Genomic DNA, 16766 nt, shown 5'->3' with positions numbered 1-16766 from the left:
AACACATGAAAAAAATACATCTAATAGGTCTTCTGTCGCTGTCGATACTGGCTTCTTCATGCAGCGACTACCTTGATATCAATACCAACACCAACCAGGCCACTGCTGTGTCACCTGAACTGGTAATGCCGCAAGCAATTACCGCCACTGCCCTAACCCTTAACCGCTACAACACATACGGTATGCAAGTTGGTGGCTATGCTGCCAATGCTGGAGGATATGGCGGTTTCAATGAAACCTTTACATACGCATATACATCGGGGAATTACGCTGATTTGTGGCCGAACACTTACGACAACCTGGAAGATTATCAATATGTAATTGATAACAGCGAAGCAGATCCGTCGTATACCTATTTCAATGCGGCTGCCAAGATCATGAAGGCGTACAACTTCCAGCTTCTGGTGGATGCCTATAACAGCGTTCCATACTCGGAGGCATTGAAAGGTGCAGCATTGTTAACACCGAAATATGATGACGCGGCTGCGGTTTATGTGGATCTTGCCAATCAATTGGATGTTGCGATCAAGCAGATCAATGACGCTCCAGGTGTTGCCGCCGGTGGAACCACGTTGAAACTGCTTGGTGCTACTGACGTAATCTTTGGAGGCGATATGGATTTGTGGAAAAAATTCGCAAACACGATCAAACTAAGATTAATGATCAGAGCAGATGGAAAAGCAACATTTGCGAACACGACATTTGACGCGATCGGTTTCCTGGACGAAGACGTGCTGATCAACCCAGGTTATACAAGAGACAACAGCAGGCAAAATCCTGCCTGGAATAGCTGGGCATATGGGTACACCGGATCTGCTGCGACGAAGTCGTGGATACCAAGCAAGTTCGTCATGAGCCTTTACGACGGTTCGAAGTTGAGCGATGATGGAAGAGGAGAAGCGATATTCTATCAGTTTCCTGCAACAGGCACAAACCAGCTTGGTTTCGAAGGCAACGGGATACCTGCATGCCCGACCGGAAGCTTTTGGTATGTAGGCACGAACCGTACCGGAACAACAGCTGGTGGAGTAACAGGAATTCTGAAAGGACCAAACGCGGGATATCCGGTTTTCACCGCGGCAGAAAGCTACTTCCTGCAGGCAGAAGCAGCGATGAAAGGTATGATTACGACCGAAACCGCAAAGGATTTGTTTGAAAAGGGAATTGCAGCCTCTTTTGATTATCTCTACCAACTTCCTGATAAAACCTTAGCTGGTGATGCAGCTGCTGATGCAAAAGCTTATATCACCCACAACGCCAACAATTATCTGGCCAATTTCACACTGGCAAATACTCCTGCGAAGCAATTGGAGGCCATCATTACCCAGAAGTATATCGCACTAAACATGGTGAACAGCCATGAAGCATGGAACGAATACCGTCGCACGGGATATCCAACTGTAAGTGGAACAAGTGCTACCACCACATTCGCATCCCTGGTTTCTCAAAGTACAAGACCTGACAGATTGCCTGCGAGGATTCAGTATCCGGTTTCGGAAGCTGCATATAACCCAGACAATGTGCCAACCACTATCAGTCCATTTACTTCTCTTATTTTCTGGGCAAAATAATATTTGAATTATGAAAAGAACTATCAGATCAATATACTTTGTAGCGGCTGTGCTGACGATGACCTCTTGTCTAAAAGAAGGAGATTCAAATATCCCACCGGACGCAAAAGGCTCCATCATCGAGATGCTCTACGTTCAACCTGGAGGAACGACCATCAATTCGGGGCTAAACTACTTCGCCGGAGCGGCTCTCACCTATCCTGGTGATCACGTGGCCGACACTGCAACTTTCGTCGTCTCTTTACAGGGCGCTGAGGTGTTGGGCAGTGACGTTACCATAAACCTGACCGTTGATCCTGAAGCAGTTAACGATAATATCGCAAAAGATGAAATAGACTATCAACTAATGCCGGACAGTCTGTATGACTTCATTAGCGAAACGGCTGTCATCAAGGCTGGAGAGAGGTCAGCGGAATTCAAAGTGATTTTTTATCCGAATAAAATCGATGCAACCCAGAATTACAACCTGCCTGTAAGTGCTACGAATAGCGCCAATATCACCACCAGTGCCAATTTTGGAAAAATCTATTTCCATTCAATTGGTAATCCGATCGCAGGTAGCTACAAATGGGACTTTTTCAGATATAATAGTCAGGATCAGTCGGTGCCAAGTACCACATGGATTGCGGATCACACAATTCTGTCACCAGTGAATCCGACAACGGTAAAAGTAGCAACCGGCTATTATACTCAGCCAAATTATCTGATTACTTTCACGAATACAGATGGTGTCCTGTCAGATTTCAAGGCGGTTATCAATCCGGAAGAAATTACTGCTGCATTCACCAATGATGGTATAACAGTCGTAAGCGGGCCAACACTAACCGTTAGTGAGAATAATACCAAGTTTACCATCAATTATGTGGTGTACAATGGTTCTGCATATCGAAACATAACAGACATATTTTACAAATAGTCCATTTTTAAAAATCTAGTGGTCCACTCCGGTTTCGGTTTTGATTGATCTTAAAAAGTCATGATAAATCGTTACCGGACCTTTTTTTGGAGGGCACAGCAATTTGAATCTAATCTTCGAAAGTAGGTGGAGTTGGGTTTACTGATAATGTCCCCCCGCCGAAATAACTGTCACTACTATTCGTGTTTCGTCAACAGAATAAACCAATCGATGTTGCTGATTTATTCTTCTTGACCAGAATCCAGTTAAGTTGTGTTTAAGCTGCTCGGGCTGACCTGTCCCTGTGTAAGGATGTTCGCTTAATTCATCCAATAGTTTTCGGACTTTTCTAAGCACAGGCCTATTCCCAGATTTTTTAAGTTTTCCAATTCCTTCCAAAGCCTTGTCCGTGAATTCAATGGAATAACTCATAATCCGAGCAATTTATCAAAATCCTCTTTTTCTACTTTTGTCGTTTTTCCGGCTTTGTATTGCGCGATACCCTCCTGAATATCAGCCATTACGCCGGGATCCATAAAATACTTATCGTTCTCACCAACAGGAGTTAAAGCATATGCCTTTCCTTTTCCCCGTTTAATGATCACCTGTTCGTTTTGATCCACCAAATCCATATACTTTTTCTGATTTTCTCTGAATTCTCTTGAACTGATTACCAACATGACGTTTTTCATTTGTGTACCAAAATGGTACACAAATATATATCGGATAGTTCAAAAAGTATTGTGAATTTCAGCGATTACTGTATCCTCATTTAAAGTCAGTTCAGATTCGAGGGCACATTCATATCAAAATTATTCCCTAAAAAGCCCTCATCGCGACATATACGCCGATTTTATTTTAACTTTGGAAATCATTACTATCCAATTTTGATATGGAATTTCTGAAAAGCCAGCGCCTCAATAATTTGAGATATGAAATTAGGGGCGCTACGTACGAAAAAGCTCTAGAGCTTGAAAGTCAGGGGTATAAGATTCATAATCTGAATATTGGCAATCCGGCACCGTTCGGTTTTGACTCCCCTGATGAGATTGTTCACGACATCATTATGAACCTCCGCAATGCGCAGGGTTATTCTGATTCCAGAGGACTTTTCGCGGCCAGAAAGGCGGTGATGCATTATTCGCAGAACCGCGGTATTCAAAATGTTGAAATCGGCGATATCTTCATCGGGAATGGCGTAAGTGAGCTGATATTGCTTTCCATGCAGGCGTTGCTCAATCCGGGCGACGAGATTCTTGTTCCTTCTCCAGACTATCCTTTATGGACGGCTTCGATTGCTCTAAGTGGCGGGAAACCAGTCCATTATATTTGTGACGAGCAATCAGACTGGAACCCGGATCTGGAAGATTTAGAAAGTAAAATAACTTCCAAAACAAAAGGCATTGTTATTATCAATCCTAACAACCCAACAGGAGCTGTCTACGAAAAAGATGTGCTAGAAAAGTTGGCAAGGATCGCGGAAGCGCATAAACTCATCATTTTTTCTGATGAGATATATGATAAGATATTGTTCGACGGCGCAGTTCATTATCCAATGGGCACGCTGGTAAACGATACGCTTTGTGTGACTTACGGAGGTTTGTCTAAAAATTATCGTTCTGCCGGTTTCCGAGGAGGATGGATGATTTTAAGCGGAGCAAAGCAAAAAGCGAAGTCATATATTGAAGGCATTCTTTTGCTGGCCAGTATGCGACTTTGCGCAAACGTTCCAACTCAATACGGTATTCAAACTGCGTTAGGTGGATATCAGAGTATCAACGAGTTGGTAGTTCCAGGTGGAAGACTGCACCAGCAAATGAATTTGATATATGACAGGCTGACTGCGATTCCGGGAATAACCTGCGTTAAACCCAAAGGCGCACTTTACGTCTTCCCGAAAATTGATCTGAAGAAATTCGGCCTCCATACCGACGAGCAATTTGTATATGATCTCTTAGCCGAACAAAAGGTATTGGTTGTGGCTGGAACAGGCTTTAACTATATATCGGATGATCACTTCCGGATCGTAATATTACCTACTGTTGACGAACTTAATATGGCGATGAACAAGATCCAACTGTTCCTCGAAAACCGTAAAGTGCTGTCAAACAGAATGATTGAAGATGTAATTGTCTAATTTAAACCATAAAGATATCCTCTGATCAACGTCATATGCTGGAGCTCCCTGTTACTGAGAGAAAAAGACAACGCCTTTTTTTAGTATTGTGTGGTATCTTTTTGACCAACGCCCTGATCGCTGAAATTGTGGGCGCGAAAATATTCTCAGTAGAGGCGCTCCTTGGGATTGCCCCGGTGCAGATTCCGATTGGCGGTCAGAAAATGGATTTCAACATGACGGCTGGTGTAGTGAACTGGCCCATTGTTTTCCTGACTTCGGATATCATTAATGAATATTTCGGCCGGAAAGGTGTGAAGCGTATCTCATACCTTACCGCCGTTTTTATTGTCTATACTTTCATCACGATATTTATCGCTACCAAGCTCCCTCCGGCACAGTTCTGGCTGGACGTGAATGGTACTGACGACCATGGCCAAAAATTTGATATCAACTTCGCTTTTGGCAAAATTTTCAACCAGGGGCTTGGGATTATGATCGGTTCTATCACTGCATTTTTGCTCGGACAATTTCTCGATATCTTCGTTTTCTCCTGGCTGCGGAAAAGGACTGGAAACAAATTCATTTGGCTGCGGGCAACAGGCTCTACCCTATTCTCGCAGCTAGTCGACAGTTTCGTTGTAATTGGAATAGCCTTTTACGTATTCGGGAACTGGGAGCTAAGCCAGGTATTTTCAGTGGGAACGATCAACTATCTATATAAAGGTATTGTGGCTATATTAATGACCCCTCTGCTGTATGTGGCTCATTATTTCATTGACCAGTACCTTGGAAAAGAATATGCCGAAGAGCTGATGCATGATGCTGCGCATAATAATTAGGAGTGGTCAGGGTTTTGTTGTAATGGGTGGTCAGGAAGCGGTCATTGGTTTTTTGATGAAAGATGTTGGGTGTTGAATTTTTAGTGCGAGTTATGCCAAAGTGCTTGTCATATCAAAAACACCTACTTTACGCTCCTCTCCTCAAATTATCCAAAATCACAGCTGTGGCAATGCCAACATTTAACGATTCTGCCTCTCCGAATCGCGGGATAGTAATTCGATCGGTTACCAATTTTCCTACTTCATCACCGATACCATTCGATTCGTTGCCCATGACAATGAATCCACCTTCCTTCGCAAACTCAAAAGTGTACAGCGATTTACCGCCCAAAAATGCGCCGGCAATCATCTGGTTTTGAGCGTGTTCAGCTAGATACGTGGGTAAAGAAGTATAATAAGGTTTTACTCGTGTAAATGAGCCTTTGCTGGCTGCAACTACCTTGGGATTATACCAATCCGTAGTATCGGGGGAGCAAATGATATTTTTAATGCCATACCAATCTGCAATACGGATAATTGCACCCAGATTTCCCGGGTCGCGGATATCATCCAGAACAATGATATATTCTCCTTTTCGTTTGGAAGTAAACTCATTGGGTTTCATCCGGGCCACAGCAAGGCAGGAGTCATTGGTTTGGAAGGAGCCTAGTCCTTCCAACTCATTCAATGTTACTGTTTCAACGTTGGCGCTATGCTTGCTTAAATTTGTTGAGTACTTTTGCTGAAAATCAGTGGTGGCAAGTATATGTTCTATTTCAAAATCGGAGTCGACTAGTTCGAGAACGCTTTTTGCTCCTTCCACGACGAAAGTCTGGTAGAGCTGTCTGTACTTCTTGATTTTTAAAGAGTTAATGTATTTTATCCGGTTCTTAGAGAGCATTGAATATCAAATATAGTTTCGTATACTTCTTATTAATTGCAGGCCTTTTAGCAGGGACGTTTTCGTGTGCCCGCAAGTCAACCAATAAACAAAAAAACTACTTCCTCGGAAACTCTGCTTTCCGTGGCAATGTAGCCATTAAGAATAGTGAATTAGAGGCCCTTATACCTCAAAAACCTAATCGTCGTCTGCTTGGTCTCCCCTTCTTTCCATATGTGGGCTTGTACCGCTTTGGAGAATTGTTTTACAATCGGGAAGAACGACAGCGTGACTACCTTGGCGTGACACAAAAGTACCAGAAAGAACGCCAGCAGAACGAAAATAATCCCAAAAAGCTCGAAAAGATTGACCGTAAATTCGCCAAAAAAATTTCCAAAGCGCAAGATAGAGTGGACAAGGGAAATTTTTGGATGCGTGTATTGGGAGAAAAGCCTGTGTACTATGATCAAAAAGACGTAGTCAAGAATGCTGAGAAAATGAAGCTCTATCTCAGCAATAACGGTTTTTTTGATGGTCAGGTAACGTTTATACCGGACACGCTGAAAAATCGTATTCGAACCATATACCAGATTACTGAGGGAACACCTACCAATTTAAATAAAATTGAATACCGTGTCAAAAATCAGCAAATCGACAGTTTGTTGATTACTCAAAAGAAGAATACATATTTGGTCAGTGATAAAAGATATGACGACGACGCCTTTGAACTAGAACGAATTCGGATTGAAAATATATTGCGAAATTCGGGTTACTATGGTTTTTCAAGGAAATATGTCAACTACCTGATCAACGATACGATATCTGATCCAAAAACTGACAGTCTTTACAAACGCGTGGACGTACAAGTTCGGGTCGATATTCCGGCAAAGGATAATACCATTCGTCCTTTGACGATCAAGTCCGTCAATTTTGAAGTGCTACCACCTTCAGGAGTTCCAGATTCCCTTTTTCGTAAAGACACGAGCAATTATCGCGGAACAGAGTACGTCTTCTCTGACAAAAGATTTTCGAAGAAAATATTGAATTCCAAAATATTGATGAAACCTGGCGACTTATATAGCCAGGATAAAGAACGGGCAACTCAGCAACAATTAGCTCTAACGGACCAGTTTCGCTTTATCAACTACAGTTACAAACTGGACTCGTCCGGAACGGGGCTTCACAGCTACTTTAAGGCCATTCCATTAGATAAATACCAGATTTCAACGGACGTAGGTCTTAACGTGATCCAGCTGCAAGGCGCCCCGGGGCCTTTTGCCAACCTGTCGTATAAGATTCGAAATGTTTTTAACGGACTGGAAAACTTTGAAGCTAACGTACGGGGGGGAATTGAGCTGGTGCCAGGGTTCATATCAGATGGAGATGTATATCGAAGTGAGGAAATTGCAGTGAATACCTCTTTGATATTTCCGCGTCTACTTTTCCCGGGGACTTATTTTCAAAAGAAAACGCAGTTTAACAACCCCAAAACCCAGGTTGGATTAGGTTATAACTATGTAAACCGGCCGGAATATACCCGGACGAACGTTAAAATGCTGATGACATATTCATGGCAGCCAAAGAGCACCACGCTTTTCAACTTGTCGCTGGTTGACCTGAATATTCTAAATACGCAGAATATCCGACCGGACTTTCTGGCTTTACTGAACACCTTGCAAAAACAAGGCAATAATCTAAAAAACAGCTTTCAGAAATCTTTTGTGTCCGCCATCTCAGCCAATTTTGTATACAATACCAACCCACTTACGGGACCGCCGCGTCGCGCTCATTACTTCAGAATCGGACTAGAGTCTGGTGGAACCTCGCTCAATCTCGTTCCAAAACAAGTCAGTCTGATCAAAAATGTTTTCGGAGACAGCCTTCAGTTTTACAAATACCTTCGTGTTAATGTGGATTTCCGTAGATATTGGCCCGTCGGTAAAAACTCGTTATTGATCACCCGCGTCAACAGCGGGGCTATTTATAGTTATGGAGACAGTGACGTACCTCCATATGAAAAGTACTTTTTTGCAGGAGGTTCCAACAGCGTTCGTGCTTGGTTGCCACGACGATTGGGACCAGGTTCTTCTAAACCTAGGCTTACCTCCAACAACTTGTCTGTTGAATCGCCGGGAGAATTTTTACTGGAAGGAAATCTCGAATACCGCGGGCATTTGACGCACCTTTTTGGTGATATCAATTATGCGCTGTTTATTGATGCGGGTAACGTTTGGATGCTACAAAGTTACACCGAGAATTCGCAGAAGTTCAGCCCAGAGAAGTTATTGAAAGAACTTGCTATCGGAACCGGATTCGGTATCCGTTACGACCTTTCTTATTTTGTGTTGAGATTTGACTTCGGCGTGAAAGTATACGACCCTTCTTTGCAGCGGTTTGTACTCGATGAACTGGATCTTAAGCACCTCTTCCAACGTTCCCAGCCTAACTTTTTGAATGTAAACCTTGGCGTTGGATATCCTTTCTGACAGGCAAACGCCCCAACCGTTTATCCCTCAAATGCAGCCTTTGATCACTGCCAGTTTGTCAGTTTCTGCCGAATTTTTCGTAGTTTTGTAAAATGTCAACATCCCTTAAGGGAGTCGTTGAACACAGAAAGCGAAATTATTTTTCAATATATAAGAATACTCTGTCCAATGGAGCACAGGATTGCGGAGACATTAAAAATACTAACAGACAGCGATAAGGAAGCTTGCGAAACAGTAAAAGTAACTGAAAATGAGCCTGTTTCCGAAAAAAAACGTTTATTTATTGAGAGTTACGGCTGCCAGATGAATTACTCTGACAGTGAAATCGTGGCGTCAGTTATGAAAGATGCAGGCTTTGCTACCACGTCAGACGCCAATGATGCCGACTTGATTTTCCTGAATACCTGTGCCATACGAGATAATGCCGAGCAGAAAGTTCGTACTCGTCTGCGTCAGCTTAATGTCATAAAAAAGAAGAAGCCGGGAACGTTGATTGGCGTACTCGGTTGTATGGCAGAACGCTTGAAAGCAAAATTGCTTGAGGAAGAAAAGATGGTCGATATCGTGACCGGACCAGACGCCTACCGTGACTTGCCAAGGTTAGTCGAAGAAGCAGAAACGGGTCAAAAAGGTGTAAATGTGTTTCTTTCAAGAGAAGAGACATATGCAGACATATCGCCCGTAAGGTTGAATTCCAATGGAATCACCGCTTTGATTTCTATCATGCGGGGTTGTGACAATATGTGCAGCTTTTGCGTGGTACCTTATACAAGAGGACGGGAACGCAGCCGTGACCCTTATTCAATCTTGAAAGAAGCGGAAGATTTGTTTGCCGATGGATATAAAGAAGTGACTTTGCTTGGCCAGAATGTGGATAGCTACAAGTGGAAAAGTGAAGATTCATCCGAAGATTCTGTTGAAGTGAATTTTGCTCAACTTCTGGAGAAAGTAGCATTGGTAAGCCCGGAATTGCGTGTGCGATTCAGTACCTCACATCCGAAGGATATAACCGACGATGTGTTGTATACCATCAAAAAATACGACAATATCTGCAACTATATCCATTTGCCGGCCCAAAGTGGTAATAGTCGGGTTTTAAGCCTAATGAACCGTACTTACGACCGCGAATGGTATTTGGGTAAAATTGATAGAATCAGAGCAATATTGGGCGATGAGTGCGGAATTTCTCATGATATGATCTCCGGATTTTGCACAGAAACGGAAGAAGAACACAGAGATTCGCTCAGTTTGATGGAATATGCCAAGTTCGATCATGGCTATATGTTCGCTTATTCTGAACGCCCCGGCACTCCGGCCGCCAAAAAATACAAAGATGATATTGATCCTGAAACAAAACAGCGTCGTCTTGCAGAAATAATTGAATTACAGCAAAAACTATCACTGGAGCGTAATCAGCGGTTAGTTGGTACAGTGCAGCGCGTATTAATCGAAAGAACATCCAAAAAATCGGATCAGGATTTCTCTGGAAGAACCGACCAAAACAAGGTTGTCGTTTTTCCTAGAGAGAATTTCGAGGTTGGAACTTACGTCAATGTGCTGATTACCGAATGCAACACAGCAACGCTTTTAGGACACGCCGTTACGGAAGTGACTGCCTGAGTCTATACGTTGTAGTGATAGATAGAGGTCAGAAATGACCTCTTATGATATGACCATAAGCCAAAAGGAAAAATTAATGAATCCTTCGGAAATACAAGCTATTAAAAACCGCTTCGGGATTATAGGCACGTCGCCAGTCTTGAATCATGCCATCAATGTGGCAATACAAGTTGCTGCCACCGATCTGACCGTGATGATCACCGGAGAAAGTGGCAGTGGGAAAGAATCTTTTTCCAAAATTATCCATAGCCTTAGTGCCAGAAAGCACGGGCCTTTTATTGCCATCAACTGTGGCGCCATTCCAGAAGGCACGATTGATTCAGAGCTTTTTGGGCACGAAAAAGGTGCTTTTACAGGTGCCCTTGACGCCAGAAAGGGATATTTCGAAACAACGAACGGTGGTACCATATTTCTGGATGAAGTAGGTGAAATGCCATTAGGAACACAGGCGAGGCTATTGCGTGTATTGGAAAACGGTGAATACATCCGTGTTGGATCATCCAAAGTAATGAAGAGCAACGTTCGTGTTGTAGCGGCAACGAATGTTAATTTGCTGGATGCTGTCAACAATGGTAAGTTCAGAGAAGACCTTTTTTATCGTTTGAATACGGTGCCTATATATGTCCCACCGCTTAGAGATCGTGGTGAAGATGTATTGTTATTGTTCAGAAAGTTCACGAACGACTTTGCAGAAAAGTACAGAAGCAAGCCTGTAAAGCTGGATAACGATGCGAAAGATTTGCTGATACAATATCCTTTTCCGGGAAATATACGACAGCTCAAAAATATTGCAGAGCAAATTACCATCCTAGAGACCGATAAAGACGTTCCTATCAACGCATCTCAGATGAACCACTATCTGAATCCGGTTCAGCCGGCAGGTCGTAAAGCGCTCGTTCCGGTAAGTACACTTGACGAATCGTCAACCTCCTTCTCCGAGCGAGAACTACTTTATAAGGTTCTTTTCGATATGCGCAGGGACGTCACTGAGCTTAAAAAATTGGTTAGAGATGTTCTTGAAAATGAAAAGTACGGGGGAGATATCCTCAAAGATCATCAGGAATTATTCAGTTCGATTGGCAGCGTGGAAACGGTAATTCCTGCGCAAACTATTGAACCTACAAGATTATTGCCACCAACGGCCTCTGCGAGGACTGTTGAACTGGATCGTTATGACCGATATACCGACGAAAGAGATAATATTGAAGACGTGATTCATGAATCGGCGGAAGAAGAATCGTTGTCATTGGAAGACAAAGAGAAAGAGATGATCATCAAGGCTTTACGCAAAAATAATAACAAGCGTAAATACGCCGCCAACGCACTTGGTATATCAGAAAGGACGTTGTACCGGAAGATAAAACAATACGATATCGAGGAATAATGCGTTTGATTTCAAAAAACAGAATGATCGGAATTCAAAAAATCAATAACAAAGTTGTGAAGTTATCTTTTCTTACGCTTCTATTCTGCACCGTCCTTTTCACGTCCGGATGCGGAGTATATTCATTCACTGGAACAAGCTTATCTCCTGATATCAAGACATTTAGCATAGTTAATTTCACGGCGGGAGTCGCGGGTGGCCCGTCCGATTTGCCGCAACGATTGACTGAAAATTTGAAGGAATATTACCAGAAGAATACCAGCCTTGCCCAACTTCCTTCGGGAGGAGACCTTGTTGTGGAAGGAAGCATTACGGGGTATGACGTTATTGCAGCTGCTCCGACAGCTAATGACCAGGCCGGATTGAACAGGTTGAACGTGACAGTGCAAGTGCGTTTTACGAATGCGAAAGACGAGACCAAAAATTTCGACCAATCTTTTACATACTATGGCGACTTCCCTCAGAGTGAAACACTTAACCAAAACGAAGCCAGACTATTGCCAATTATCCTCGAAAACCTTGTTCAACAAATTTTTAATAAATCGGCGGCTGACTGGTAAGAGAATCGGCTTTTGCGTAACTTCATGTTTCAATCCAACAATTTAAAGCACGATTAATGCCAATCGTAGAGAAAGAGATTTTCAGCGACCTTGTCAAAAACCCGGCCCGGCTGAATCCTGAAATTATTGCTCAACTGGAAGAAACAACCAAGACATTTCCGTTTTTCCAGATCGCCTATTCATTGCTTGCCAAGGCTTCCGCAGTGAATGGAACGATCGATACGGATCAGTCTAAACCTAAGGCAGCGGCATATGCTCTGAGCCGGGTAGCATTGCAACAGTTGGTTGAAAACGATGTTAACAGATTCGATGCGAGCGAATTGACCCAACCAATATCGACTTCGGTAGTTGAAGAGGTTCAACCTCTGGACGGTGAGGAATTGTTGATGGATACCGAGCATATTGATATCCTGGCCGCGATTTCCCAAAAATCGGAAGAACAAAGAATCCAGCAAAGAATCATTGAAGGTTTTATCAAAAAGAACCCGCGTATTATTCGCCAGGACAACGCAATCGAACCGGCAAAAATTGACCTGAGGGGCAGATTAGCGGAGTCAGGGAAAGGAGATATTGAGACAGAGGCTTTTGCTAAAATACTGGTAAAGCAGGGAAAACTTGAAAAAGCCATTGATCTATACCAAAAATTGATTTTGAAGAATCCGGAAAAAAGAATTTACTTTGCGAAAATATTGAGTGACTTGTATAAGTAAATCATTCATTTCTAAATCTATTTCGAGTTTATCATTTATTATATAATTATATGTACCTGGGTCTTATTATTTTAGTTGCTATTGTTGGCGTCCTGCTTATTTTGGTAGTTTTAGTTCAAAATTCAAAAGGTGGTGGTTTGTCAAGCGAGTTTAGTGGAGCGGGTTCTGCTCAAATGTTCGGTGTAAAAAAGACGACTGATTTACTGGAACAAATTACCTGGGGCCTAGCGTCGGCGATTATCCTTATTTCTTTGGGATCCTACATCCTTGTAAGTGGCAACACTGGTGTTGAAGGCATCAATAGCGTAAACATCGAGAAGGCTCAAAATACGGTAATTCCGGGCGGAAACATCAATCCTGCTCAAAACCAGGCGGCTCCTGCAGCTCCTGCTGATTCAACTAAAAAGTAGTTTTCTAAAAGATATTGAAGCCCTTCATTTTGGATGCCAAAATGAAGGGCTTTTTCTTTAGGCTATATTGAGATGTTGCAACATAATTTTACGGGTCACCGGCAACAGTGTCTCCTCCAGAGGATACTCATATTTTGATTCCACCACATACGTAGCAGGATTAGGCAGCTGGTTATTTCGCTTTGTCAGATCTACCTTCAATTGCGAAACAGTATTACCCAAACCGATGCGCTCTCTCACAAGAAACTCGGTTTTTATCTGTCGCTCCTTGAACTCATTGTAAAATGTAACTCCGTACTGAAAAATCGATACCACTTTTTCCCTCGGATTGAGAAATAAAAGATAACCTTCATCTGTCCGTAACGGTACAATTCCCACTGGCGAAATTGAAATATTTTCGCTGATCTCAGCAATACCGGCAGCTCCCTTTTCCAGGGTGGTTGAAAATAATGGGATAGCAAAGTCCAGAATGTAGTTCAATTCACCTAAATACTGCCCATCCTGATCGCTTTCTTCATACTCCAGCTTCATCTGCTGGAAATTCACAGCTTTCAGAGTTTTAGGAAAAGCAGTTTTAATGGCTTCTTTGCTGCTTTTCAAACCCACACAGGACTGAAAATGGATTCGAAGTTCGTTGAAATGGGGAAAATAGCGGTTGCGGGTGAACTGCTGGTCAACGTGCTGTAAGTAGGAAAGCAGCACATATTTTTTGTATTCAAAGTCAAAAATACCTTCTGTAAGCCAATCGTTATTGAGTGGGGTCATAGTATCAGTCATTTGATGCTCAATAAAAGTTAGACAAAATATGTCTGAAAGTCAATAATGTCACTTTTTTGGCACACTTAATACTTTAATATTACCACGTGATCCTGTATAGATCCAAATTTGTCAGAATAGAAGTGAAAAAATGTCAGACGGCCTATTCTGGCATAGATTGTTTAACGGAAAAGCCAGTCAACTTAAATTACTGACAATTCATAATTAACGTTTAATATCTATGTCAACTTTAGCAGAAATACAAGTGAGCGTACAACCTTTGGCTGACCGTGTTCTTGTAGAGCCAGCCCAAGCAGAAGAAAAGACTGCATTTGGTATCATTATTCCTGATACTGCAAAAGAAAAGCCGCAACGTGGTACTGTATTGGCAGTAGGCCCGGGTAAAAAAGATGAGCCTCTTACAGTTAAAGTAGGTGATACCGTATTGTATGGCAAATATTCAGGAACAGAGCTTGCGTACGAAGGCAAAGACGTTCTGATTATGCGTGAGTCGGATATTTATGCCATTATTGGTTAATCGTCCGTCAATCAACCTTTTATTTTAAAAAGTTTAATTCAAATTATTAATTCATATGTCTAAGAAAATATTTTTTGACACAGAAGCACGCGACAAGATAAAACGTGGTGTGGACACTTTGGCTGACGCCGTAAAAGTTACATTGGGACCTCGTGGTCGTAACGTGGTAATCGACAAAAAATTCGGTTCTCCAAGCATCACTAAAGATGGTGTTACTGTAGCAAAAGAAATCGATTTGAAAGATCCTATCGAAAACATGGGTGCTCAGTTGGTAAAAGAAGTTGCTTCTAAAACTGCTGATTCGGCGGGTGATGGAACTACTACTGCAACTGTACTTGCTCAGGCGATCTATTCAATCGGTGTTAAAAACGTAGCTGCTGGTGCAAATCCAATGGATTTGAAACGCGGTATCGACAAAGCGGTTTCTGTGATCGTTAAAGATCTTGAGGGTCAGAAGAAAAATATCTCTACTTCAAAAGAAATTGCTCAGGTTGCAACTATCTCTGCTAACCACGACGAAGAAATCGGTAACATGATTGCTGAGGCGATGGAAAAAGTAGGTAAAGAAGGTGTAATCACTGTTGAAGAAGCTCGTGGTACTGAAACAGAAGTTAAAACTGTTGAAGGTATGCAGTTCGACCGTGGATACCTTTCTCCATATTTCGTAACAAACACTGAGAAAATGGAAGCTGATTTGGAGCGTCCATATATCTTGATTTCTGAGAAGAAAGTTTCTTCAATGAAAGAACTTCTTCCAGTTCTTGAAGCGGTTGCTCAAACTGGCCGTCCTTTGCTTATCCTGGCAGAAGACGTTGACGGAGAAGCTTTGGCTACATTGGTAGTTAACAAAATCCGTGGTGCTTTGAAAGTTGCAGCTGTTAAAGCTCCAGGTTTCGGTGACCGTCGTAAAGCAATGCTTGAAGACATCGCTATCATCACTGGTGGTACTGTTATCAGCGAAGAGCGTGGTTTCAAATTGGAGAACGCTACGCTTGACTATCTGGGTACTTGCGAAAAAGCAATTATTGACAAAGACAACACAACTTTGGTAAACGGAGCAGGCAATACAGAAGATATCCAGAGCCGTGTAAACCAAATCAAAGCGCAGATCGAAAATACAACTTCTGATTACGATCGCGAAAAACTTCAGGAACGCCTTGCTAAATTGTCAGGTGGTGTAGCTATCCTGTATATCGGAGCTGCAACTGAGGTTGAAATGAAAGAGAAAAAAGACCGCGTTGACGATGCATTGCATGCAACTCGTGCTGCTGTTGAAGAAGGTATCGTAGCTGGTGGTGGTGTTGCATATATCCGTGCTACTGCTGCTCTTGAAGGCTTTACAGGAAACAACGAAGACGAAACAACCGGTATCAATATCATCCGTGTAGCTCTTGAAGCTCCTTTGAGAACAATCGTTTCTAACTCTGGCCAGGAGCCATCTGTAGTTGTTGCGAAAGTAAAAGAAGGAACAGGGGCATATGGATATAACGCAAAAGACAATGTTTACACAGACTTGTTAGAAGCGGGTATTATCGATCCTAAGAAAGTTTCTCGTTTGGCTTTGGAAAACGCAGCTTCAATTGCAGGCTTGTTGCTTACAACTGAGTGCGTTATCGCTGACGAACCGGAAGAAGCTCCAGCAGGCGGTGGTCACAGCCACGGCGGCGGAATGGGCGGAATGATGTAATTCGTTCAGCTTTCTGAAATATGTAAAGTCCCGGACTCAAAAGGTTCGGGACTTTACTTTTAGGTCCCCTCCCATTTACCTGGTGTAGTACGACCCAAGAAGACCTTCTCCGGGCCAGCTCAATAATACCGAATGTCTATAAAAGAAATGAAGTATAAGATATTGCCCCGCCTCTTATTTCACGGAATGCTTCTATATCTCTTCGTAAAATCCGTCCGATACTCCGTCAAAATTTCCATTTGATTTAGATAAATTAATTAAGGTTTTTCATCAATGTAATATTTCGGTTATGATAAATATTGACAAAACAATGACAATTATACTATACAATT

The 16766-nt window shown here is 42.5% G+C and carries 16 protein-coding genes; 12 read left to right on the top strand and 4 right to left on the bottom strand.

Annotated elements, in window-relative coordinates; genetic code table 11:
• Positions 1-5: 5 nt before the first annotated feature.
• Positions 6-1571, top strand: a complete 1566-nt coding sequence (locus AC1XUD_RS23870; RefSeq protein WP_483363552.1) for a SusD/RagB family nutrient-binding outer membrane lipoprotein — start codon at positions 6-8, stop codon at positions 1569-1571.
• Positions 1572-1581: 10 nt separating this feature from the next.
• Positions 1582-2487: a DUF1735 domain-containing protein gene (locus AC1XUD_RS23865; RefSeq protein ID WP_483363551.1), complete on the top strand. Its 906-nt coding sequence runs from the start codon at positions 1582-1584 to the stop codon at positions 2485-2487.
• Positions 2488-2625: 138 nt separating this feature from the next.
• On the opposite strand, the gene AC1XUD_RS23860 is transcribed toward AC1XUD_RS23865, so the two are convergent.
• Positions 2626-2898, bottom strand: coding sequence for a Txe/YoeB family addiction module toxin (locus AC1XUD_RS23860; protein ID WP_483363550.1), 273 nt, complete (start codon positions 2896-2898; stop codon positions 2626-2628).
• Positions 2895-3158, bottom strand: coding sequence for a type II toxin-antitoxin system Phd/YefM family antitoxin (locus tag AC1XUD_RS23855; protein ID WP_483363549.1), 264 nt, complete (start codon positions 3156-3158; stop codon positions 2895-2897). Before AC1XUD_RS23855 ends, AC1XUD_RS23860 begins: the two co-directional genes overlap by 4 nt.
• A gap of 200 nt (positions 3159-3358) precedes the next feature.
• On the opposite strand from AC1XUD_RS23855, the gene AC1XUD_RS23850 reads away from it, so the two are divergent.
• Positions 3359-4603 carry a pyridoxal phosphate-dependent aminotransferase gene (locus AC1XUD_RS23850; RefSeq protein ID WP_483363548.1) on the top strand — a complete coding sequence of 415 codons (1245 nt, stop codon included), beginning with the start codon at positions 3359-3361 and terminating at the stop codon, positions 4601-4603.
• Between the two features lie 35 nt (positions 4604-4638).
• The gene (locus AC1XUD_RS23845; RefSeq protein WP_483363547.1) at positions 4639-5424 is read left to right on the top strand and encodes a queuosine precursor transporter; all 786 of its coding nucleotides are present in this window, start codon (positions 4639-4641) and stop codon (positions 5422-5424) included.
• 127 nt (positions 5425-5551) lie between these two features.
• Here AC1XUD_RS23845 and AC1XUD_RS23840 read toward each other — a convergent pair whose 3' ends face one another.
• Positions 5552-6304: a TrmH family RNA methyltransferase gene (locus tag AC1XUD_RS23840; protein ID WP_483363546.1), complete on the bottom strand. Its 753-nt coding sequence runs from the start codon at positions 6302-6304 to the stop codon at positions 5552-5554.
• On the opposite strand from AC1XUD_RS23840, the gene tamL reads away from it, so the two are divergent.
• The 6 genes from tamL (at position 6304) to secG (ending at position 13453) form a co-directional block, all read left to right on the top strand.
• Complete coding sequence (gene tamL / locus AC1XUD_RS23835; RefSeq protein ID WP_483363545.1) at positions 6304-8769, top strand: translocation and assembly module lipoprotein TamL; 2466 nt, start codon at positions 6304-6306, stop codon at positions 8767-8769. The genes AC1XUD_RS23840 and tamL overlap by 1 nt on opposite strands.
• A 168-nt stretch (positions 8770-8937) precedes the next feature.
• Positions 8938-10389: a tRNA (N6-isopentenyl adenosine(37)-C2)-methylthiotransferase MiaB gene (gene miaB / locus AC1XUD_RS23830; protein ID WP_483363544.1), complete on the top strand. Its 1452-nt coding sequence runs from the start codon at positions 8938-8940 to the stop codon at positions 10387-10389.
• A 76-nt stretch (positions 10390-10465) separates the two neighbouring features.
• Complete coding sequence (locus AC1XUD_RS23825) at positions 10466-11773, top strand: sigma-54 interaction domain-containing protein (protein WP_483363543.1); 1308 nt, start codon at positions 10466-10468, stop codon at positions 11771-11773.
• A 23-nt stretch (positions 11774-11796) separates the two neighbouring features.
• Complete coding sequence (gene lptE / locus AC1XUD_RS23820; RefSeq protein ID WP_483363542.1) at positions 11797-12333, top strand: LPS assembly lipoprotein LptE; 537 nt, start codon at positions 11797-11799, stop codon at positions 12331-12333.
• Between the two features lie 56 nt (positions 12334-12389).
• Positions 12390-13043 (top strand): hypothetical protein, encoded by a 654-nt coding sequence (locus tag AC1XUD_RS23815; RefSeq protein ID WP_483363541.1) that lies wholly within the window; start codon positions 12390-12392, stop codon positions 13041-13043.
• A gap of 50 nt (positions 13044-13093) precedes the next feature.
• Positions 13094-13453, top strand: coding sequence for a preprotein translocase subunit SecG (secG, locus tag AC1XUD_RS23810; RefSeq protein ID WP_483363540.1), 360 nt, complete (start codon positions 13094-13096; stop codon positions 13451-13453).
• A gap of 57 nt (positions 13454-13510) precedes the next feature.
• Here secG and AC1XUD_RS23805 read toward each other — a convergent pair whose 3' ends face one another.
• A complete protein-coding gene (locus tag AC1XUD_RS23805) occupies positions 13511-14218 on the bottom strand; it encodes a hypothetical protein (RefSeq protein ID WP_483363539.1) in 708 nt (235 codons plus the stop codon).
• Positions 14219-14450: 232 nt separating this feature from the next.
• Between AC1XUD_RS23805 and AC1XUD_RS23800 the strand changes: the two genes are divergently transcribed.
• Together AC1XUD_RS23800 and groL are read left to right on the top strand one after the other, a co-directional pair.
• Entirely contained in the window at positions 14451-14747 is a 297-nt protein-coding gene (locus tag AC1XUD_RS23800; protein ID WP_483363538.1) for a co-chaperone GroES, read from the top strand.
• Between the two features lie 55 nt (positions 14748-14802).
• On the top strand, positions 14803-16434 hold the full coding sequence (gene groL / locus AC1XUD_RS23795; protein WP_483363537.1) for a chaperonin GroEL: 1632 nt from the start codon (positions 14803-14805) through the stop codon (positions 16432-16434).
• The last annotated feature ends 332 nt before the right edge of the window (positions 16435-16766 follow it).

The sequence above is a fragment of the Dyadobacter sp. HNCC25DJ184 genome, assembly GCF_056895215.1.
This window is presented reverse-complemented; position numbering and strand designations above follow the sequence as displayed.